The 21187-nt window shown below is 61.4% G+C and carries 21 protein-coding genes and 1 tRNA gene; 8 read left to right on the top strand and 14 right to left on the bottom strand.

Annotated features, from left to right (window positions below; genetic code table 11):
• Nucleotides 1-104 precede the first annotated feature (104 nt).
• Nucleotides 105-1700, bottom strand: coding sequence for an APC family permease (locus BX591_RS19840; RefSeq protein WP_111933017.1), 1596 nt, complete (start codon nucleotides 1698-1700; stop codon nucleotides 105-107).
• Nucleotides 1701-2182: 482 nt separating this feature from the next.
• Here BX591_RS19840 and BX591_RS19835 point away from each other — a divergent pair, with 482 nt between their 5' ends.
• Nucleotides 2183-2386, top strand: a complete 204-nt coding sequence (locus tag BX591_RS19835) for a cold-shock protein (RefSeq protein ID WP_060858913.1) — start codon at nucleotides 2183-2185, stop codon at nucleotides 2384-2386.
• Between the two features lie 111 nt (nucleotides 2387-2497).
• On the opposite strand, the gene BX591_RS19830 is transcribed toward BX591_RS19835, so the two are convergent.
• Nucleotides 2498-3748: an Hsp70 family protein gene (locus tag BX591_RS19830; RefSeq protein WP_111933016.1), complete on the bottom strand. Its 1251-nt coding sequence runs from the start codon at nucleotides 3746-3748 to the stop codon at nucleotides 2498-2500.
• A gap of 190 nt (nucleotides 3749-3938) precedes the next feature.
• Between BX591_RS19830 and BX591_RS19825 the strand changes: the two genes are divergently transcribed.
• Complete coding sequence (locus BX591_RS19825) at nucleotides 3939-5432, top strand: MFS transporter (protein WP_111933015.1); 1494 nt, start codon at nucleotides 3939-3941, stop codon at nucleotides 5430-5432.
• Nucleotides 5433-5517: 85 nt separating this feature from the next.
• Here the strand turns inward: BX591_RS19825 and BX591_RS19820 are convergent, their stop codons facing one another.
• Together BX591_RS19820 and BX591_RS19815 are read right to left on the bottom strand one after the other, a co-directional pair.
• Nucleotides 5518-6111: a nitroreductase family protein gene (locus BX591_RS19820; RefSeq protein WP_176343102.1), complete on the bottom strand. Its 594-nt coding sequence runs from the start codon at nucleotides 6109-6111 to the stop codon at nucleotides 5518-5520.
• 209 nt (nucleotides 6112-6320) lie between these two features.
• Nucleotides 6321-7604 (bottom strand): MFS transporter, encoded by a 1284-nt coding sequence (locus BX591_RS19815; RefSeq protein ID WP_111933014.1) that lies wholly within the window; start codon nucleotides 7602-7604, stop codon nucleotides 6321-6323.
• Nucleotides 7605-7758: 154 nt separating this feature from the next.
• Here BX591_RS19815 and BX591_RS19810 point away from each other — a divergent pair, with 154 nt between their 5' ends.
• Together BX591_RS19810 and BX591_RS19805 are read left to right on the top strand one after the other, a co-directional pair.
• Nucleotides 7759-8400: a TetR/AcrR family transcriptional regulator gene (locus tag BX591_RS19810; RefSeq protein ID WP_111933013.1), complete on the top strand. Its 642-nt coding sequence runs from the start codon at nucleotides 7759-7761 to the stop codon at nucleotides 8398-8400.
• 73 nt (nucleotides 8401-8473) lie between these two features.
• Entirely contained in the window at nucleotides 8474-9028 is a 555-nt protein-coding gene (locus BX591_RS19805; protein ID WP_111933012.1) for a DUF1415 domain-containing protein, read from the top strand.
• A 35-nt stretch (nucleotides 9029-9063) separates the two neighbouring features.
• Here the strand turns inward: BX591_RS19805 and BX591_RS19800 are convergent, their stop codons facing one another.
• Nucleotides 9064-9906, bottom strand: a complete 843-nt coding sequence (locus BX591_RS19800; protein WP_111933011.1) for a class I SAM-dependent methyltransferase — start codon at nucleotides 9904-9906, stop codon at nucleotides 9064-9066.
• On the opposite strand from BX591_RS19800, the gene BX591_RS36165 reads away from it, so the two are divergent.
• The 3 genes from BX591_RS36165 (at nucleotide 9896) to BX591_RS19790 (ending at nucleotide 12269) form a co-directional block, all read left to right on the top strand.
• Nucleotides 9896-10159, top strand: coding sequence for a hypothetical protein (locus tag BX591_RS36165; protein ID WP_146749793.1), 264 nt, complete (start codon nucleotides 9896-9898; stop codon nucleotides 10157-10159). The two genes, BX591_RS19800 and BX591_RS36165, sit on opposite strands and share 11 nt — an antisense overlap.
• A 144-nt stretch (nucleotides 10160-10303) precedes the next feature.
• Nucleotides 10304-10624 (top strand): type II toxin-antitoxin system HicA family toxin, encoded by a 321-nt coding sequence (locus tag BX591_RS19795; RefSeq protein ID WP_111933010.1) that lies wholly within the window; start codon nucleotides 10304-10306, stop codon nucleotides 10622-10624.
• 304 nt (nucleotides 10625-10928) lie between these two features.
• Entirely contained in the window at nucleotides 10929-12269 is a 1341-nt protein-coding gene (locus BX591_RS19790; RefSeq protein ID WP_111933009.1) for a TIGR03862 family flavoprotein, read from the top strand.
• A 94-nt stretch (nucleotides 12270-12363) separates the two neighbouring features.
• Here the strand turns inward: BX591_RS19790 and BX591_RS19785 are convergent, their stop codons facing one another.
• From BX591_RS19785 to BX591_RS19745, 9 genes are all read right to left on the bottom strand, one after another.
• Nucleotides 12364-13488 carry a methyltransferase gene (locus tag BX591_RS19785; protein WP_111933008.1) on the bottom strand — a complete coding sequence of 375 codons (1125 nt, stop codon included), beginning with the start codon at nucleotides 13486-13488 and terminating at the stop codon, nucleotides 12364-12366.
• Between the two features lie 292 nt (nucleotides 13489-13780).
• Nucleotides 13781-14350, bottom strand: coding sequence for a TetR/AcrR family transcriptional regulator (locus BX591_RS19780; RefSeq protein WP_167444586.1), 570 nt, complete (start codon nucleotides 14348-14350; stop codon nucleotides 13781-13783).
• 362 nt (nucleotides 14351-14712) lie between these two features.
• A tRNA-Thr gene (locus BX591_RS19775) sits at nucleotides 14713-14788 on the bottom strand.
• A 19-nt stretch (nucleotides 14789-14807) separates the two neighbouring features.
• Entirely contained in the window at nucleotides 14808-15314 is a 507-nt protein-coding gene (locus BX591_RS19770) for a ClpXP protease specificity-enhancing factor (RefSeq protein WP_111933006.1), read from the bottom strand.
• 70 nt (nucleotides 15315-15384) lie between these two features.
• The gene (locus tag BX591_RS19765) at nucleotides 15385-15996 is read right to left on the bottom strand and encodes a glutathione S-transferase N-terminal domain-containing protein (protein WP_111933005.1); all 612 of its coding nucleotides are present in this window, start codon (nucleotides 15994-15996) and stop codon (nucleotides 15385-15387) included.
• A 95-nt stretch (nucleotides 15997-16091) separates the two neighbouring features.
• The gene (locus BX591_RS19760) at nucleotides 16092-16847 is read right to left on the bottom strand and encodes a cytochrome c1 (protein ID WP_111933004.1); all 756 of its coding nucleotides are present in this window, start codon (nucleotides 16845-16847) and stop codon (nucleotides 16092-16094) included.
• 22 nt (nucleotides 16848-16869) lie between these two features.
• On the bottom strand, nucleotides 16870-18249 hold the full coding sequence (locus BX591_RS19755; protein ID WP_111933003.1) for a cytochrome b: 1380 nt from the start codon (nucleotides 18247-18249) through the stop codon (nucleotides 16870-16872).
• Nucleotides 18249-18869 carry a ubiquinol-cytochrome c reductase iron-sulfur subunit gene (gene petA / locus BX591_RS19750; protein ID WP_105511149.1) on the bottom strand — a complete coding sequence of 207 codons (621 nt, stop codon included), beginning with the start codon at nucleotides 18867-18869 and terminating at the stop codon, nucleotides 18249-18251. Before petA ends, BX591_RS19755 begins: the two co-directional genes overlap by 1 nt.
• A 271-nt stretch (nucleotides 18870-19140) precedes the next feature.
• Entirely contained in the window at nucleotides 19141-19887 is a 747-nt protein-coding gene (locus BX591_RS19745; RefSeq protein ID WP_111933002.1) for a Nif3-like dinuclear metal center hexameric protein, read from the bottom strand.
• Nucleotides 19888-19906: 19 nt separating this feature from the next.
• On the opposite strand from BX591_RS19745, the gene BX591_RS19740 reads away from it, so the two are divergent.
• Nucleotides 19907-21136 carry a Do family serine endopeptidase gene (locus tag BX591_RS19740; RefSeq protein ID WP_111933001.1) on the top strand — a complete coding sequence of 410 codons (1230 nt, stop codon included), beginning with the start codon at nucleotides 19907-19909 and terminating at the stop codon, nucleotides 21134-21136.
• Nucleotides 21137-21187 lie beyond the last annotated feature (51 nt).

Raw genomic sequence — 21187 nt, 5'->3', positions numbered from 1 at the left:
CCTGTAGCCGCAGCAGCGAAACGCCGAAACGCCAAATCGTCACGCCAAACAAAAAGCCCGCCTGAGTCACCTCAGGCGGGCTTTTTTCGTACAAACGCCGCAACTTAATGCGCGCCCATGCCTTCGAGCACTTCGTCATGCTCGTCGCGCTCGTCCAGATATTCCGAACGATAACCGCTGTGCACGCCCCAGTAGTAGAACACCAGCGAGAACGCGATCACGACCAGCATGTCCCAGCCGTACGGCAACCAGCCGCGACCGCCGAACTCCTTGCTGCCGATCAGCGACAGGATCGCCATGACCGGCAGGTAGGCCACCAGCCACCACGCCGCCTTCAGATCACGCCCCCAGCCGCCGAAACCCGACTTCGCCTGGAAGTAGAAATACACCGGCAGCGCGACGACCATCAGCAGGATGATTTCGCCGGTCAGCGGCCATTTTGCCCAGTACAGGATCAGCGACGCGCACACGAACGCGAACGGCGCGATCACCTTCATACCGACGATATGCAGCGGACGCTCCAGATCCGTCGCCGCACGGCGCAACGCCATCAGGCTGATCGGGCCGGTCAGGTACGAGATCACCGTCGCCACCGAAATCACCGCCGCCAGCGAACTCCAGCCGCGGAAGAAGAACATGAAGATGAACGAGACCAGCAGGTTGAACCACATCGCCTGACGCGGCACACCGTAGAACGGGTGAACGTTGCCGAACATCTTCGGCATCGTGTTGTTGCGTTCCATCGCGTAGATCATGCGGCTCGTGGTCGCCATGTAGGTCGTGCCGGTGCCGCTCGGGCTCACGAACGCGTCGACGTACAGCAGGATAGCCAGCCAGTTCAGGTTCAGCGCGATCGCCAGTTCCGCGAACGGCGAAGCGAAGTTGAAGTGGCTCCAGCCCTTCATCACGTCGGCCGGGTTCACCGCGCCGATGTAGGCGACCTGCAGCAGCACGTAGATCACCAGCGCGAGCAGGATCGAACCGATCACCGCGAACGGCACGCTCTTGGTCGGATTGCGCGCTTCGCCCGCGAGGTTGATCGGGCTCTGGAAACCGTTGAACGCGAACACGATACCGCTCGTCGACACTGCTGTTAGCACCGCCGACCAGCCGTACGGCGCAAAGCTGCTCGCTTCGCCGAAGTTTTCCCGATGAAAGCCCGTGAACATCAGACCGAGAATCGTCGCGCCGGGAATCAGAAACTTGAAGATCGTGATTGCCGAATTGGCGCGCGCGAACAGTTTCACGCCCCAGTAATTCAGCATGAAGTAAATGATCACGAGCGCGGCGGACAGCAATAACCCGTTATGAGTTAATGACCCATCCACGAATAGCGCGTGCGCCCATGGATACGGCCACGTACTCATATATTGAATGGATGCTTCAGCCTCGATTGGAATCACCGAGACAATGGCGATCCAGTTGGCCCACGCGCTGATGAAACCCACCAGCGCGCCGTGCGAGTAACGTGCATAGCGCACCATGCCGCCGGACTCCGGGAACATCGCACCGAGTTCCGCGTAGGTCAACGCAATCGCAAGAATCACGACCGCGCCGATCACCCATGCACAAATGGCAGCCGGGCCGGCAATTTTTGCAGCCTTCCACGCGCCGAACAGCCAGCCCGATCCGATGATCGAACCCAAGCCGGTCAGCAGCAGCGCGACCGGCCCGATGTTCCGTTGTATAGAACTTTTCACGTCTTCTCCTGTGTCGGCCGAAGTGAGTGCTTTAGCACCGACTCCGGACCTATGCAAATGTGCATCCGAACCATACCGGCACCACGTGACGTCGCTGGGAGCGGGACGGGGTGATACGCATGTCGATGCGGCGACGGTCCATTCTAATCAGGTGCAACCGACGCGCGGCGCGTAGTTTAACGGTTGCACCCGCACGCTGCAGGCCAACTAAGGGTTCTCCCTAGCAAAAAAATCGGGCGAACAGCAAGCTTTGTAAGCAAAATTTGCGCCCACTACCCTAAAGTGTGGAAAGTTGCCAGGAGAGTGTTGACCTTCTCTCAAAATGGCCGTATAACGTCCGGGCAGGATTTCAAGCGGCGAGTGAATTGGTCTTTCGTAGTTCGCCCATCAACGGTACTCCGGTTGGTCCCATTACCCCCTTCCTTGATTTTCATGCACTTTCTGGGCTTCGGCCTTATTTACCATCTTTAGGAACAAGTAATATGGAAACCGGTACCGTCAAGTGGTTCAATGACGCAAAGGGCTTTGGCTTCATCACGCCGGACGGCGGTGGCGAAGATCTGTTCGCGCATTTCTCGGAAATCCGCACGGAAGGCTTCAAGACGCTGCAAGAAAACCAAAAGGTTACGTTTGAAGTGAAGACGGGCCCGAAGGGCAAGCAAGCCGCTAACATCAAGCCGGCTTAAGCTTCACGCTTCCTTCTGGACGCAAAAAAACCCCGCCTCGGCGGGGTTTTTTTATATCCATTACAACGAGTCGCGGTGATTATCTTCGCGGTATGCGATTGATTAGTCCGGTTATCCGAAGATACGTCGCGCGTGAATACCGAGACCTGTCGCGACACTGGCGAGACGATCGCCGAATACCGGTTTGGCGTCCGGAAACGCCGCCGCCAATGCACCCGATAGAAACGCCAAACCCGTCGAACCGCCGGTGAAGTAAATCGCGCCGACGTCGCGCGTCGCAACGCCGGCTGCCTGAACCGTGTCGCGCGCCGCCTGCACGATGCGCTGCGTTTCGTCCTGGCCCGCTTTAACCAGCTGCGCTTCGTCGAAGGCGAGACGCAGGTCGTCTTCCACTTCGTCCAGATCGATCACGGTCTCGCCGCCCGCCGCCACGCCGATCTTGGCTTCTTCCGCGTGCGCCGCCAATGCGTGGCCAAAGCGCTGTTCCACCACGCGCATCAAACGGTCGTGGTGCTTGACCTCGGTGAACAGATGCCGCATCAGTGAGAGTTCGCTGACGCGCTTCGGTGCGTAGACGGTGTTGATCAGGTGCCAGGTCGCCAGATCGAAATAGACCCGGTTCGGAATTTCGCGGCCTTCCGGATCAAGCGCCTGATAGCCGAGCTCGCGCAGGATCGTCGCCAGTTCGACGCGGCGGTCGAAGTCCGTGCCCGCCACGTGCACGCCGTGGTGCGCCAGCACGTCGTCCTTGCGCTCCGCGCGGGTCATGCGCTGCGGGCCGACGCGCACCAGCGAGAAGTCCGAGGTACCGCCGCCAATGTCGGCCACCAGCACGAGCCCCTCTTCCGCGAGATGTGACTCGTAGTCGAACGCCGCCGCAATCGGCTCATACTGGAAGTGGATCTCCCGCAAACCGACCGAACGCGCGGCGGCTTCGAGCTGCTGCTGTGCCATCTGATCGGCGCGCGGATCGTCGTCGACGAAAAACACCGGGCGTCCCAGCACGGCGCGGCTGATCGGCGCGCCGGTGGCCTTTTCGGCCGAGCGCTTCAGATGATCGACGAAAATCGCGATCACATCCGTGTACTTGATCGCGGAGCCGTCGCCGAGATCGGTGGAATTCTCGGCGAGCGGCGAGCCGAGAATGCTTTTCATCGAGCGCATCAGCCGACCGTCGAAACCGTCGATGTAAGCCGCGAGCGCCGCCCGTCCGAACTCGCGGGTGTTTTCGTCGGTATTGAAAAACACCGAGGTGGGCAGCGTCGTGTAGGCGCCTTCGACCGGCGCGAGCCTGAGCGCACCGCCGTCGGGAACGGCCACGGCCGAGTTGGAAGTACCGAAGTCAATCGCGCAATAGTTCATGGCAGGAATCGCCGCTCACGGCTGGCGCGGACAGAAAGGGGAGCGGCTTTGTAACACGAAAGCCCAACCAGCATCAACTGACGCTTGTGGGCCGCTCGCATTCACGCGTCAGGGCCGCCCGACGGAACAAAACTTGCTGAATTCGACAGGATACGCCGCCAATTTTCGGACTTGAGGAGACTTTGGAGCAATGAGCGCGCCGCCTACCGCCGCTGTCCACGAAAAAACCGCCGCCATCGTCGAGACGGATTTGCCGTCAAGGCTCGACCGCTTGCCGTGGGGGCGTTTTCACTCGCTGATCGTCGTCGCGCTAGGCGTGACGTGGTTGCTCGACGGATTGGAGGTGACGCTGGCGGGCGCGGTGGCCAGCGCGTTGAAATCCAGTCCGTCGTTGCACTTTTCCAACGCTGACGTGGGGCTTGCCGGCAGCGCCTATATCGCCGGCGCGGTGCTCGGCGCGCTCGGCTTCGGCTGGTTGACCGACCGCCTTGGCCGTCGCAAGTTGTTTTTCATCACATTGGCGCTGTATCTGGCGGCCACGGCCGCGACCGCGTTGTCATGGAATCTGGCCAGTTTTCTGCTGTTTCGCTTTCTCACCGGCGCTGGGATTGGCGGCGAATATACGGCGATCAATTCGACGATCCAGGAATTCACGCCGGCCCGCGTGCGCGGCTGGACCGATCTCGGCATCAACGGCACCTTCTGGGTCGGCGCGGGGCTCGGTGCGGCGGGTTCGCTGGTGCTGCTCGATCCGCATCTCCTACCGGCCGACTGGGGTTGGCGCGCGTGCTTCTTTATCGGTGCGGTGCTGGCGCTGGCCATTTTGCCGATGCGCATCTGGGTGCCGGAAAGTCCGCGCTGGCTGCTCACCCACGGCGACGAGCGCGCGGCGCGCTCGATCGTCGAAAACATCGAGACACGCTTTCGTCGCGAGGGCCACGCGCTCGCCGACCACGATCTGACGCACCTGAAGCTGCGAGCGCGGGATCACACGCCGCTGCGCGAGGTGTTCCATACCCTCTTCAACGTCCACCGACGACGCGCGCTGGTCGGCCTCTCCTTGATGACCGCGCAGGCGTTTTTCTACAACGCGATCTTTTTCACCTACGCGCTGGTGCTGACCGATTTCTATCAGGTTCCGGGCGACCATATCGGCTGGTATCTGTTGCCGTTCGCGCTCGGCAACTTCCTCGGGCCGCTGCTGCTCGGCCGGCTGTTCGACGTGATCGGACGGCGCAAGATGATTGCCGCGACCTACGGCCTGTCCGCAATCCTGCTGACGATAAGCGGTTATCTGTTCGAGCAGCACCTGCTCACCGTCCTCACGCAGACGATTGCGTGGATGGTGATTTTCTTTTTCGCGTCGGCGGCGGCGAGTTCGGCCTATCTGACGGTCAGCGAATCGTTTCCGCTGGAAATCCGGGCGCTGGCCATCGCCGTGTTTTACGCCTTCGGCACGGCGCTGGGCGGGATCGCCGGGCCGGCGTTCTTCGGCCGCCTGATCGATACGCATCAGCGCAGCGAGGTGTTCTCGGGCTATCTGGTCGGCTCGGCGCTAATGCTCGCGGCCGCGGTGATCGCGGCGATCTGGGGCGTGGACGCCGAGCGCAAATCGCTCGAGAGCGTTGCCGCGCCGCTGTCGAGCGTGGTCGACGAGCAGGACGATCGGCCCACAGCGGAATAAAAAACGCGCGGTTTGAACTGCCCCCGCGCGTTTCCAACTGCTTTCCATCTTCTACGGAAGAGGTGATACGAGGGCGTACCGCCGCTCAGAACGCTTTCTTCCACCCGCCGCCATAGGCGATATCCGCCAACGGCAAACGCTGGCGCACCGACTTCTCGCGTTCGCGCAGCACCGGGTCGAGCTTGTCGACCTCACCGTAGTGACCAAGCGAGATGATCGAGATCACGTCGACGTCGTTCGGCAACTCGAACGCCGTACGGAATGCGTTCGCATCGAAGCCGCTCATCTGATGCGCGGCGAGGCCGAGCGCATGCGCCTGCAACACGAGCGCCATGGCTGCCGCGCCCGCGTCGTAAGGCGCACAGCGATTCACTTCGCCCTTGTTGGTGAGCGTGTGCGTGGTCACCGCGATCAGCACCGGCGCCGGGGCGTTCCAGCCCTGGTTGAACGGCACCAGCGTCGCGAAAGCCTTCTTGAAGGAGACCTCGTCGACGCTGCGATCGAAGACGACAAAACGCCACGGCTGCGCGTTATACGACGAAGGGGCCCAGCGAGCCGCCTCCAGCACGGCGTGCAGGTGCTCGCGGCTAACCGGCTCGCTCGAATACGCGCGCGGGCTCCAGCGGCCTGCAATCAGCTCGTGGATGGCAACTTCGGTAGGGGCGGGTTTGTTGGTCATGCGCTTCTCTCGGTCGAAATTCATGATCGACGGGCGACTGCCCGGGGCCACATAGCATAACCGGGCTTCGATGCGCGTGCTCCAACCTGTACGCAGTTAGTTTTCACGCAGGCTGCAAAGCGAAAACGGCCCCGTGGGGCCGTTGCGGCGAGGTGTTCCGACAGACATTGCCGGGCAGTTTGCTTCCGGCTTGCCCCAAGGCTCAAGCCTCACGCCACTTGCGGTTCCGGCACCTTGGCCGGCCGGTTGATACGCAGCACGATCAGCGCAGCCACGAGGCACAGGCCGCCCGAAATCATCGACGCCACGGTGTAAGTCCCGAGGCTTGCCCGCAGCATGCCGGCGCCGAGCGCCGCGAAAGCCGCGCCGAGCTGATGGCCGGCCACGACCCAGCCGAACACCACCGGCGCCGATTCCTTGCCGAAGACGTCCGTGGCCAGACGCACGGTCGGCGGCACGGTCGCGATCCAGTCCAGCCCGTAGAACACCGCGAACAGCGGCAGACCGAAGAAGTCGATACCGAACGCGTGCGGCAGGTAGATCAGCGACAAACCGCGCAGACCGTAATACCAGAACAGCAGCACGCGGCTATTGAAGCGGTCCGACAGCCAGCCGGACAACGTCGTGCCGAACAGATCGAAGATGCCCATCGCGGCGAGCAGCGAGGCGCCCTGCACTTCCGTCATGCCGTAGTCGCCGCACATGGCGATCAGGTGCGTGCCGACATAGCCGTTGGTGCTCGCGCCGCAGATGAAAAAGCTGAAGAACAACAGCCAGAAATCGCGCCGCTTGCTCGCCATGGCGAGCGTGCCGAACGCGATGGCGAGCGGATTCTGCTTGCTGCCGGCGGCGGCGATCGGCGCGTCGTGCGCTTCGCCGTACGGGCGCAGTTGCATGTCAGCCGGCCGTTCGGGCAACAGAAACGCGACCAGCGGAATCACGATCGCCGCCGCGATCGCCACGACCCATACGACGTTACGCCAGCCGTGATGCTCGGCGATGGCGGCGAGCATCGGCAGGAATACCAGTTGGCCGGTGGCGGAGCTGGCCGTGAGAATGCCCATCACGAGGCCGCGGCGCGTGGTGAACCAGCGCGTCACCACCGTGGCCGACAACGATAGCGCCGCCACGCCCGTCGAGCCGCCGACCATCACGCCCCAGATCAGCACCATCTGCCACGGATGCGTCATCAGCGACGACAGCGCGACGCCCGCCGCCATCGTGCCGAGTGCGGCCAGCAGCGTGGGACGCACACCAAAACGCTGCATCGCGGCTGCCGCGAACGGGCCCATCAGGCCGTACAGCGCAATGTTCACGGAGATCGCCAGCGAGATCGTCGCGCGGCTCCAGCCGAATTGATGCTCGAGCGGCACCATCATCACGCTGGGCGTGGCGCGCGTGCCGGCCGCCGCCAGCAACACCAGAAACACCACCGCGACCGTCAACCAGCCGTAGTGGAAACGCCCGCCAATCAGTCTCGCTGCCCAGTTCATCGGTTCTCCAATCGATGCCGGCCGGACCGGCCGCATCGTTCGCATTGTTACGACTTCGGTAAGGGACTTGTGACAGATCTGTCACAATAGTGTTGCGATCGTAGTTACTGCTCGGTAACATGTCAAGGCGTCAATTACGGCGAGGTGGTCATTCATGTCCGATAGCGAAACCCCCAAGGCGGCCGGCACACGGCGCGCGCGCAGTGCGCAGACGGCGGGGCCGCAGGCGCAGCAGCATCTGCTGCGCGCCGCGGACGAGCTGTTCTATCGCGAAGGCGTGCGCACGGTCGGCGTGGACGCAGTGGTCGAGCGGGCGGGCGTCAACAAGATGAGTCTGTATCGCCAGTTTTCGTCGAAAGACGACCTGGTGATGGCGTATCTGGCGCGCAAGGATGAGCAGTTCTTCGGCTACGTGGAGAAGAGTTTCGCCAAACATCCGGGTGATCCGGCCAGACAGTTGCAGCAATATTTCGACGACCTCGCAGTGCGGGCGTCAGTGGACGATTATCGCGGCTGTCCGTTCGTCAACGTGTCGGTGGAGTTTCCCGACGCCGCGCATCCGGCGCGGCAGTTCGTGTATGACAACAAGGCGCGGCTGATGGCGCGGCTAACCGGCCTCGCGACCGACGCCGGCGCCGACGATCCGGTCGCGCTGGCCAACGCGCTCGGGTTGATGATCGAAGGTGTGTACGCGGCCAGCCAGACTTATGGGCCGGGGTGCGGGCCGATTCTGGCCGCACCGAAGGCGGCGGCGCAATTGATTGCGGCGGCTTGCGGCGCGGCGCCCGCGGGTTGAGGTGGATCGGCATGCGTGCCGATCGGTCCCGTTAGAATGGCGCTTTCCTGCCGCTTTCCTGCTCTTACTTGCCATGCCGTTGCCCGCCGAATCTCACGATGCCGTCATCGCCGCTACTCGCCATTGGCTGACCGAGGCGGTGATCGGACTGAATCTCTGTCCGTTTGCGAAGGCGGTGCATGTGAAAGGCCAGATTCGCTACGCCGTGAGCGACGCCACGGACATGGAAGCGGTCCTCGCCGACCTGGAAGCCGAGCTTCAAACCCTGGTCGCCGTCGATCCGAACGCCGTGGATACCACGCTGCTCATCGTTCCGAATACGCTCGGCGATTTTCTCGACTACAACGACTGCCTGTTTTTCGCCGAACGGATGATCAAGCAGCTTCGACTGGAAGGCGTGATTCAGATCGCCAGTTTTCATCCTTTTTATCAGTTCGAAGGCAGCGAGCCAGACGAGATCGAGAACTACACCAACCGGGCGCCGTATCCGATCTTCCACCTGCTGCGTGAAGACAGCATCGAGCGGGCAGTTCAGGCGTTTCCCGACGCGGAGGAAATTTACGAGCGCAACCAGGAAACGCTCCGGCGAATCGGCCTGGCCGGCTGGAACGCCCTCCTGAAGCGTTAATCGACGCAGCGGTTCCGCGGCAAACCACCGCGAAATCAGGCGGACACGAAAAACCGCTCTTTCAGTTCCCCGATTCCCAGCGTTTCCATCACCTCATCGAGGCGCTCGGCCGGACGCCGTCTCGGCAGATCCTTGTACTGGGCGACGATGAGTTCGTTTTTCATCGAATGCTCCCAGCCGACCAGCTCGGTCACGCTAACCTGATAACCGTGCGCTTCGAGTTGCAAACAGCGCAGCACGTTCGTGATCTGGCTGCCGAACTCCCGCGTATGCAGCGGATGCCGCCAGATTTCCGTCAGCGCGTTCCCCAGCGACTTACCCTTGTTCTGCTTCAAGACCCCCGCCACTTCGGCCTGACAACACGGCACCACGACGATATTTTTCGCCTGCTTCTGCAGCGCGAAGCGGATCGCGTCGTCGGTGGCGGTGTTGCAGGCGTGCAGCGCCGTCACGATGTCGATCCGCGCGGGCAAGCGCTCGGACGTGATCGACTCCGCCACCGACAGATTCAGAAACGACATGCCCGCGAAGCCCAGCCGGGCGGCCAGTTCCTCGGATTTCACGACCAGATCCTCGCGCGTTTCAATGCCGTATATGTGCGATGCGCCACCCGCGGCATCCTGAAACTCCTTGAAGAAAAGGTCGTACAGAATAAAACCTAGGTATGACTTGCCGGCGCCGTGGTCGACCAGCGTCACCGCCCCCTGATCGGCCTTGTGCTCCTTGAGCAACGGCTCGATGAACTGGAACAGATGGTAGACCTGCTTGAGCTTGCGGCGGCTGTCCTGATTCATCTTGCCGTCGCGCGTGAGGATGTGAAGCTCCTTCAACAGCTCGATGGACTGATTCGGACGGATTTCGTGGGTTTTGCTGGACATCTCGGGGGACCGCTTGCAGGTAACCGCCGTCGATTACACGACGAACGTGCGACAGGCGACGGAAAAAGGGAAAAGTTGCTGCCAGTTTACCCAAAGTGCCGCCGACTCACCGAAAGGTGGCGCAAATCATGCAAGAAAGGGCAACAAGCTGGAACGTTTCCTGCTCGATTTTTACCGCGCAGGGCGTTTCCAGCGTGACGCAAAACCGGCTTCATGGCGTCTCGACCAAGCGGGCAGGCCGTATCGCCGATAACAACAAGCTGCCGGACGTGACTTCGATCACGCGAACCGAATGCATGTGGGGAGGACGGTCCCGGAACACGGACCGAACGTTACGTAACCAGCAGCGCGCCGTGATCTCGACTGGACGCGTGCTCGGATGATAGAAGAGGCAGCAATGGATACGGTACCCAACGGAAACGTCGAACAGAAGTTTCAGGAAATGCTGGCGAAGCTGATCGCCACTCCGGCCTGGTCTGAAAAACAGCAACTCGAACTGGAGATGGCCCGCGACATCTCCACGGAAATGCTGCGCCTGGCCGAAGTCATGCGCGACGGCAGCGTCGACATGGAAACCTGCCTGATCATGCTCAAGTACGCGAAAGTACTCGACTTCGTGATGACGACGCTCGCGTCGCGGCGCGATATCAAACCGCAGACGCTGCGGGTTATTTTCAAGCTGGCGGGATTGAAGGTGGATGAGGCTTACCCCGGCTAAAGAATTTGAATGCGGCGACCGAAACTAGCAGGCGGGAATGCGCCGCTCGCTAGTTTCGGTCGGTCCGGACACCGGTGCATGTTCACCTATCCGGCTGTGCTGCCGCACGCGCGAACCATGTCACGGGCTATTACGCGGCGGCCAGTCGCGCCGATCCGGGTACGCCTGAACCCTGCTTTTTTCGGCCGGCCCCGCTGCCCGCGTGTTTGCCCAACGCTGCCCGTGGTGTGAAAATAGCGCGCTTCGCGCCGCCCGCTTTCACAGCCGGGCAGGCGCCGCCTCTTCCGCTCATCCGCAGGACCGCATGCCTTTTTCCCGTGATTATGCCCGCGTCGCCGTGATCGGCGGCGGCCCCGCCGGCTTGATGGCCGCCGAGGCGCTCGCCAGCCATGGCGTGCAAGTCGACGTCTACGACGCAATGCCGTCGGTCGGCCGCAAATTCCTGATGGCGGGCAAAGGCGGCATGAACATCACGCATTCCGAGGCGCTCGAACCGTTTCTCGGCCGCTATGGCGCGCGCCGTCAGCAGATCGCGCCGCTACTGGATGCGTTCGGCCCCGATGCGCTGCGGGCCTGGCTGAAGGCGCTGGGCGTCGAGACATTCGTCGGCAGCTCGGGGCGCGTTTTTCCCACCGATATGAAAGCGGCGCCGATGTTGCGCGCCTGGCTGCATCGGTTGAGAGAGACGGGGGTGCGTTTTCATATGCGCCATAAATGGGTGGGTTGGGATGCCGAAGACCGCGCTGTCGCCGACGCCTCCGGCCGCCCCGCCGGACACACGCTGAAGTTCACGACACCCGACGGCGAGCAGCTCGTCACCTGCGATGCGGTCGTCTTCGCGCTCGGCGGCGCAAGCTGGCCGCGCCTCGGCTCCGACGCCGCCTGGGTGCCGCTCATGAGCGCCCGCAACGTGCCAGTGGTGCCGCTGCGCGCCGCGAACTGCGGTTTCGACGCCGACTGGAGCCCCTATCTGCGCGAGCGTTTCGCCGGACAACCGGTCAAGCCAGTCGCCATTTCGCTCACCGATATAGACAAAACTGTCCACAATCGACAAGGTGAAATACTTCTGACCGAAACGGGCCTGGAAGGGAGCCTGATTTACGCGTTGTCGTCGGCGATTCGCGAACGGATTCTTGCTGACGGCGACGTGACGATCGCGCTGGACCTGGCGCCCGGCTTGGCTTTGGATCGGGTGATCGTGGAAGTCACACGGCCGCGCGGCTCGCGTTCGATGTCGAGCCATCTGCAAGGGCGAATCGGGATTGGCGGGGTCAAACTCGCACTGCTGCACGAGATTCTGTCGAAGGAGACGTTCGCGGATTCGAACCGGCTGGCGCACGCGGTCAAGGCGCTACCCGTGCGGCTCACCCGTGCCCGGCCGATCGCCGAGGCGATCAGTACGGCGGGTGGTATTCCTTTCGAAGCGCTCGACTCGCATCTGATGGTCGAGCAGTTGCCGGGCGCGTTTTGCGCGGGCGAGATGCTGGATTGGGAAGCGCCGACCGGCGGTTATCTGTTGACTGCGTGCTTTGCCAGCGGACTGGTGGCGGGGCGCGGCGCGCTTGCGTATCTGACGGGCCTCGCTGGGTCGAACGCTGCGAATGCGCTGAATGGATCGGACACAACGCAAACGCCAACCGCATAACGCTCAAACGAAAACGCCGCACGTCGGGCTACCCACCGTTACCCGATGGCACCCAACGCGCGGCGGCGTTCCAACCCATCACATCGCGCCTGGGTTAACGCGCTTTCAACCGCCACAACGACGTCAACTCGGCCACCCGCGCTGTGTGAAGCGCATCGGTCTCATCGGTCGATTTCGGATGCCGCGGACGAATATCCTCACGCCCGACCACCGTCAGGCCCGCCTTGTCAATTGCATCGAGCAACCACTCGCGCGAACGCAGCCCGAGATGCTCGGCAAAATCCGACAGGATCAGCCAGCCCTCGCCGCCCGGCGATAGATGTGCTGCCAGACCGTTCAGGAAACCGAGCAGCATCCGGCTGTCCGGATCGTAGACGGCATATTCGAGCGGCGACGCGGGCCGCGCCGGCACCCACGGCGGATTGCAGACCACCAGCGGGGCGCGCCCCTCCGGAAACAGATCGGCCTTCACGATGTCGACCTGCTGGTCATAACCGAGGCGCGTGAGGTTCTCGCGCGCGCAGTCGAGCGCGCGCGGATCCTGATCGGTCGCGACGATTTTCTTCACGCCACGCTTGGCGAGCAACGCAGCCAGCACGCCGGTGCCGGTACCGATATCGAACGCCTTGTTCAGCGACGGCAGCGGCGTGCGGGCGACGAGATCCACATATTCGCCACGCACCGGCGAGAACACCCCGTAATGCGGATGAATGCGCTCGCTGAGCGCGGGAATCTCGACGCCCTTCTTGCGCCACTCGTGCGCGCCGATCAAGCCGAGCAATTCGCGCAGTGACACGACCGACGCTTCATCGGTCGCCGGCCCGTAGGTTTCGACGCAGGCCTGCTGCACCTCGGGAGCACGGCGCAGCGGAATGGCGTACGCGGCGTCGAGCGGAATCAGGATCATGCCGAGCGTGCGGGCGCGCTGCGACTGCGCCTGCCGATGCAGGTTGAAGGCGTCGATCGGCGTGTCGCCGTGCTTGCGCGGTTTGCGCTCCAGCCGGCGCGTGACCGCCTGCAGCAATTGACGGGCGTTCTGGAAGTCGCCGTTCCAGAGCAATGCCGTGCCTTCGCACGCAAGGCGGTAGGCCGAGTCGGCGGTCGTGCGGTCGTCGGCGACGACCACGCGTTTGGGCGGCGGCACCGCCGCTTCGGAGCGCCAACGCGCGGTGCGGGGGCCTTCGGCTTCGGGCCAGGTGATGAATGCGGGGCTGGTCATGGTGAGGTGGGATCGGTGTTGCGGGAAGGACGCGGTGAAAACTCGCGTCGTCGGGGGCGTTGCCCGCCGGAGTACTGGATAGTGGTGCCGACTGACTGACGCCCGAATAGTACCTCTGTCATCCGGGTTAGCGGTGCGCTATTCGCCGGTCAACAAGCTGGATACCGGTCTCAACAAATGAATATGGACAAAAAAGTCTACAATCGACAAGGTGAAAGAGATATGGTGATTTTCGACCGCTCCGCGCCTCACCGCTACGCTGAGCGGCCGATCTATTTCACACGTCGCGCTTCTAAGCGATTGCCTCGGAATGCACAGCCAGCAAGGCGCGCGCGGCATGCCAAGCTTCGCCCGCAGCGCCTTTTCGACTGGAAATCTGCACCGCCAGAGTGGCGCCGTCGAGCAGCATCACCATGACTGGCGCGAGGATTCTGGCCTGTGCGGACGAGACGAGATCCGCTAGCAGTTGCTCGATGAATTGCGTGAGACCCGCTTTCTGTTCGACACTAATTTCGTGGATGCTGCTGCCTTTGTCAGCGAATTCAGCTGCAGCATGCGTGAACATGCAGCCCGTGAAGGTGTCGCTTTCGAACCAGTCCCGATGCCAGTCGAACACCCGTTCGAGGCGGACTAGCGGCGCATCGGCCTCGTCGACAAAAGCTTTGAGCGACACCGCGCATTGCTCCTGACGCTCTCGCAATACGGCGACCACCAGGTCGGTCTTGGACGGAAAATACCGGTACATGGTCATTTTCGCCACCCCGGAATCGGCGATGATCCAATCCACGCCCACAGCGTGGTAGCCATGCTTGCCGAACAGCGACGTTGCGGTATCGAGAATCTGTTGACGCTTATCTGACACGGCGACCTTGGTAATGAATTATGCGTATTGATTATACAAGTGCAGCAAGTTGTCTAACTTGGCGTTTGATGTAACCAGGGCTTTCCCGCCAAACAATAGACAGATCCGTATCGCCCCGCTATAGTCATTCTCAACCTATGGGAAAGGCCGTACCCACTAGGACCTGAGAGACCGCGCACAGCGGCGCCGCACGGCCGCCGAAGCACTAATTAAAAAATTAAGCCTTTGATGTACTCGAGTGGCGGACATGCATTGCGTCTCCGCCACTCGTTTCGTTTACGCGCCCTCTCCAAATGCTGCCGGCGAGAACGCCAATAAAAAAACGGGGTTTCTGAATGAACAGAAACCCCGTTTTGTACTTCTGGTGCCGGCTGCAGGACTCGAACCCGCCACCTCATGATTACAAGTCAAGCGCTCTACCTGATGAGCTAAGCCGGCATGAGGCCGTGATTCTACTTCATTTTACGATCTTGAGGCGAGCCCTTCCGCCACCTTTTGAACCATCGTCGTCCGGCTGCGGGCCGTCCGTGGCGGTCTCGGCTTTGGCCGCAGCGTCGGCCGCCGACGTTTCGACCGCGCGCGGTGCGGCGGGCGCTTCGGTTTCGTCCGCCAGTTCCGCGTCGGCACCGGAATCTTGCGCCTCACCGCCTGCCGACTCGACCGGAAACGCCATGCCTTGCCCATTTTCACGCGCGTAGATCGCGAGAATATTGGCGATCGGCACCTCGATCTTGTGCGACTTGCCGGAGAAGCGCGCGCTGAACTCGATCCACTCGTTGCCCATCTGCAGCTGGCTGGTCGCCTCGAAGCTGATGTTCAACACGATTTCGTTGTCGCGCACAAACTGACGCGGCACGCGCGTCTGATTGTCGACCCGAACCGCGATGTGCGGCGTATAGCCGTTATCCGTGCACCACTCATACAACGCGCGCAACAGATAAGGCTTGGTGGAAATCTCTGGCATCTACTGTCCTCTTACCGGATGCGGGGCCGCGCCACCCTTGGCGCGCGACGCCCGCACCCTAAAGCCAAACTCAACGACGCATCACCTTTTCCGACGGCGTCAGCGCTTCGATATAAGCCGGGCGGCTGAAAATGCGCTCGGCGTACTTCATCAGCGGTGCTGCGTTCTTCGACAGTTCGATGCCGTAGTGATCCAGACGCCACAGCAGCGGCGCGATCGCGACGTCGAGCATCGAGAAATCTTCGCCGAGCATGTACTTGTTCTTGAGGAAGATCGGTGCGAGCTGCGTCAGGCGATCGCGGATCGCGAGGCGAGCCTTCTCGTGATTCTTCTCGGCGGCCTTGCCCTTTTCGTTTTCGAGCGTGCCGACGTGAACGAACAGTTCCTTTTCGAAGTTCAGCAGGAACAGACGGGCGCGCGCGCGCTGAACCGGATCGGCCGGCATCAGTTGCGGGTGCGGGAAGCGCTCGTCGATGTACTCGTTGATGATGTTCGATTCATACAGAATCAGGTCCCGTTCGACGAGAATCGGCACTTGACCATACGGATTCATCACGGCGATGTCTTCCGGCTTGTTAAACAGGTCGACGTCGCGGATTTCGAAGTCCATGCCCTTTTCGAACAACACCAGCCGGCAGCGCTGGCAGAACGGGCTAGTTGTGCCGGAATACAGAACCATCATGTTTACGTTTCCTCAAAAAGCTGAAAGGCCAGCGCGCGGAAAAACCGTTCAACAGGTTTTTCCTGGCGCCGGCCCCACGCCGCGTGACGGCGTGATTATTTGATATGTTTCCAGTACGCGGCGTTCAGTCGCCAGGCGAAAAAGCTCAGGACGCCGAGGAACATCAGTACCCACACGCCAAGCTGTTTGCGGGTTTTCTGCGTCGGTTCGGACATCCATGACAGGTACGACACGAGGTCGGCCACAGCAGAATCATAATCTACCGGCGACATCGTCCCCGGAGTGACCTGCTGGTAGCCGACAAATTTGTGTACCGTCTCACCCGTTTTTTCGTCGGTATCGTCACCGAACTTCGCGGTACGTTGCCCCTGAAGCTGCCACAGCACATGCGGCATGCTCACGTTTTCATACACCAGATTGTTCCAGCCGGTCGGCCGTGTATCGTCGCGATAAAAACTGCGTAGATACGTGTACAGCCAGTCTTTGCCGCGCGCCCGCGCTTCCACCGACAAATCCGGCGGCGTTGCGCCGAACCACGCTTTCGCGTCGTCCGGGCGCATTGCCACGGTCATGGTGTTGCCGATTTTGTCGGTAGTAAAAAGCAGGTTCGACTGAATTTCCGCCGGCTTGATGCCGAGGTCGGTCAGCCGGTTGTAGCGCATCAGGTTCGCGCTATGGCAATTCAGGCAATAGTTTACAAACAATTGCGCGCCGTGCTGCAAAGAAGCGAAATTCTCCGCGTTATCGGGCGCGCGGTCGAGAGGGAAATTCTCGTCCGCGTGCGCCGGTGTACCCAGCACCGCGAGCAGTGTCGCGCCGATCAACGCGCACTTCCTAAGCAGTTTTTTCATTTCGTGTTCTCCTGGCTTGCGATTAGTGAGGCTTGAACCGCACCCGTTCGGGTGGCTGCTTGAACGTGCCAAGCCGCGTCCAGAACGGCATACCGAGGAAAAACGCGAAATAGATCAGCGCGCAGATCTGCGCGATCAACGTGGACGCCGGCGACGGCGGTTTCGTGCCAAGGAAACCGAGGGTCAGGAAGACGACCACGAAGATCCCGTAGAACACCTTGTGAAAAAACGGCCGGTAGCGGATCGACTTGACCGGCGAGCGGTCGAGCCACGGCAGGAAGAACAGCGAGATCACCGCGCCGCCCATCACCACCACACCCCAGAACTTCGATTCGGTGAAAGCCATGGCCAGAATCACCAGCACCGCGAGCACTGGCAAGCCGAGCTTCCACTTGCCGTGCGCGCGCACCAGTGCAAGCAGCCCGAGCGCCGCGATCGCGATCATCAGCACGTACTTGAACTGATCCGTCGTGGCGCGCAACATCGCATAGAACGCGGTGAAGTACCACACTGGCGCAATTTCCTGCGGCGTTTGCAGCGGATTAGCCGGAATGAAGTTATTCGCTTCCAGGAAGTACCCGCCCATTTCCGGCGCGAAGAAGATGATCGCGGCGAAAATAAACAGGAACACCGACACGCCCATGAAATCGTGCACCGAGTAATACGGATGAAACGGAATACCGTCGAGCGGAATGCCGTCCGGGTCCTTCTTCGCCTTGATCTCGATGCCGTCCGGGTTGTTCGACCCCACTTCGTGCAGCGCCACCAGATGCGCGACCACCAGCCCGATCAGCACCAGCGGAATCGCGATCACGTGAAACGCGAAGAAGCGGTTCAACGTAACGTCCGAGACCACATAGTCGCCGCGAATCCACAGCGACAGATCCGGTCCGATGAACGGAATCGCCGAGAACAGGTTCACGATCACCTGCGCGCCCCAGAACGACATCTGCCCCCACGGCAACAGATAGCCGAAGAACGCCTCGGCCATCAGGCACAGAAAGATCGCGCAGCCGAACACCCACACCAGTTCGCGCGGCTTGCGGTACGAGCCGTACATCAGCCCGCGGAACATATGCAGATACACGACGACGAAGAACATCGACGCGCCCGTGGAGTGCATATAACGGATCAGCCAGCCCCACGGCACCTCACGCATGATGTACTCGACCGACGAGAACGCGAGCGTCGCGTCGGGCTTGTAGTTCATGGTGAGGAAGATGCCGGTGACGATCTGATTGACCAGCACCAGCAGCGCAAGCGAACCGAAGAAGTACCAGAAATTGAAATTCTTCGGCGCGTAGTACTCGGAAACGTGCTTTTTCCAGGTGGAAGTCAGCGGAAAGCGCCGGTCAATCCAGCCGACCAGCCCGGTCGTCTCTACTTCGTGTTCGATCGCCATTACGCTTCTCCTTTCTCGTCCTTGCCGATCACGAGGCTGGTGGCCGTGGTGAACATGTAGGGCGGGATGTCGAGGTTCTGCGGCGCAGGTTTGTTCTTGAAGACGCGGCCGGCCATGTCGTAGGTCGAGCCGTGGCAAGGGCATAGGAAGCCGCCTGGCCAGTCGTCCGGCAGATTGGGCTGCGCGCCCTCCTGGAAGCGCGGTGTCGGCGTGCAGCCCAGATGGGTGCACACGGCGACGGCGACAAAAAGGTTCTTGTGATCGGTGCGTGAACGGAATTCGTTGTTGCAGTACTCCGGCAACGGCATCGAAAAAGGATTCTTGGTGTGGGGATCCGCTACTTCGTTATCGGCTTTCTGGACATCGGCGAGCATTCTGTCGGTGCGGTTGATGATCCACACCGGCTTACCGCGCCAGGCAACGGTCTTCATGTCGCCCGGCTTGAGATCACTAATATCGACTTCGACCGGGGCACCTGCTGCCTTGGCCTTTTCAGATGGTGCAAACGAACTAACAAAGGGTACGACAGTGGCAACACCTCCTATGCCACCTGCTACGGTCGTCGCAATCAGCCAGGTACGGCGGCCGCCGTCGACGCGTTCATCTTCCTTGTCTCGCATCACACGCCCCACTTCTGAGTTGGATTTTTCCTTCACGTCGCTTCTACCGCCGCTAGTGTGCGCGAATGGAGTCGCCATTTACAAGGGCCGAGTGCCAAAAACCGTGCGAAGCCCTTGATAGATCAGGGTTTCTCCGTACAAATCGCAAACTTTTTCGCACCGCCTTTTAAGCGTCTTATGCGTTATTCGTACCTTTTTCTTCGCTAATACGCCGACTGCGGCATTTCGCCGCTTTTGGATTGCTTTTGCCAGGTTTTTCCTACCGGGCGATTCAAACCGGATTAGGGATATCGATAAACACGTGCTCGATATCGAATTGCTCGGACAGATGCTTGCCCACCGCCTGCACACCGAAGCGCTCGGTCGCGTGATGGCCGGCCGCAAGAAACGCCACGCCGCTTTCCGCCGACGTGTGCATGACCGACTCCGACACCTCGCCGGTCAGATAGACGTCGGCGCCCGCGTTGATGGCGGCCTCGAACATGCCTTGCGCGGCGCCCGTGCACCAGCCCACGCGGCGCAACTCGCGGTCCGGGTCGCCGAACACGAGCGGCATGCGGCCGAGCGTCTGCTCGATTTCGGCGGTGAGGTGCGAGAGCGTGATCGGCATCGGAAACGTGGCGAGCCAGCCGAGGTCGTTGTCGCCGAAGCGCGCGTCGCTGATCCAGCCCATCTTCTCGCCGATCTGCGCGTTGTTGCCGAACAGCGGATGGTCGTCGAGCGGGAGATGGTAGGCGAACAGGTTCAGATCGTTGCCGATCAGCAGCTTCAGGCGCGCGTGTTTGCGGCCCGTGATCTGCGGCGCTTCGTTGCGCCAGAAGTAGCCGTGATGGACCAGCACGGCGTCCGCGCCCCACTCGAGCGCGGCCGCCAGAAAGGCCACCGACGCGGTCACGCCGGTCGCGAGCTTATTTATGCGACGTCGCCCTTCGACCTGCAATCCATTGGGGCAATAGTCCTTGAAGCGCGCGGTTTCAAGGAGATTGTTCAAGTACAATTCAAGTTCGATCCGATCCATATAAACCTCTAGTCTTCAGATGCTTAGACGCTTTTGGCTGTTCTTTGCCCAAGCGGTGACTGTGCTGTTGGCGCTGATGTTCATCATTGCGACGCTCAAACCGCAGTGGCTCCAGCGTCAAGGGCAATTCGGCAAGCAACTCGCCGAACCGATCGTCGCCCTCCGGGAAGTGGCGCCTGGCATCGGCAGCGGCCCCGCTCAGGCGTCTTATGCAGACGCCGCCCAGAAGGCGATGCCCGCGGTCGTCAACGTGTTCTCCAGCAAGGATGGCTCACTGCCACCCGACCCGCGCGCGAAAGATCCGCTGTTCCGCTACTTCTTCGGCGACAAGAACAACCGTAAGCAGCAGCAGGAGCCCGCATCCAACCTGGGCTCGGGTGTGATAGTGAGTTCGGAAGGTTACATTCTAACGAACCAGCACGTCGTGGACGGCGCCGATCAGATCGAAATCGCGCTGGCCGACGGTCGAACCACGAACGCGAAGGTCATCGGCGTCGATCCCGAAACAGACCTGGCCGTGCTGAAGGTCAACATGACCAACCTGCCTACCATCACGCTCGGCCGTATGGACCAGACGCGCGTGGGCGACGTGGTGCTGGCGATCGGTAATCCGTTCGGTGTCGGCCAGACGGTGACCATGGGCATTGTCAGCGCGCTCGGGCGCAGCCACCTCGGCATCAATACGTTCGAAAACTTCATTCAGACCGACGCGGCAATCAATCCGGGCAACTCAGGTGGTGCGCTGGTCGACGTGAACGGCAATCTGCTCGGCATCAACACGGCGATTTATTCGCGTTCCGGCGGCTCGTTGGGCATCGGCTTTGCGATTCCCGTGTCGACGGCGCGCAGCGTGCTGGAAAGCATCATCACGACCGGGTCGGTCACGCGTGGCTGGATTGGCGTCGAGCCGCAGGACGTGACGCCGGAAATCGCCGAGTCGTTCGGGCTCGAGCAGAAGTCGGGGGCGATCGTCGCCGGTGTGTTGAAGAATGGTCCTGCCGACCGCGCGGGCATCAAGCCGGGCGACATTCTGGTGAGCGTGAACGGTCAGGAGATTACGGACACCACCCGTTTGTTGAACGTGATTGCGCAGATCAAGCCGGGCACGGCCGCGAAGGTGCACCTCGTGCGCAAGGGCCACGAAATGGATCTGGATGTGACCATCGGCAAGCGCCCCGCGCCGCCCAAGCAGCCTGCTGAAGATAACGACAATGGCGGCGGCGATCAGCAGGACGACGACGGCGGCTGAAACCACAGACCACCGCAGCAAAAACAAAAAGGGCAGTCCATTGCGGACTGC

The sequence above is a fragment of the Paraburkholderia bryophila genome (genome assembly GCF_003269035.1).
Taxonomy (GTDB): Bacteria; Pseudomonadota; Gammaproteobacteria; order Burkholderiales; family Burkholderiaceae; genus Paraburkholderia; species Paraburkholderia bryophila.
The sequence above is the reverse complement of the archived record's forward strand: the minus strand, read 5'-3'. Positions and strand labels throughout refer to the sequence as shown.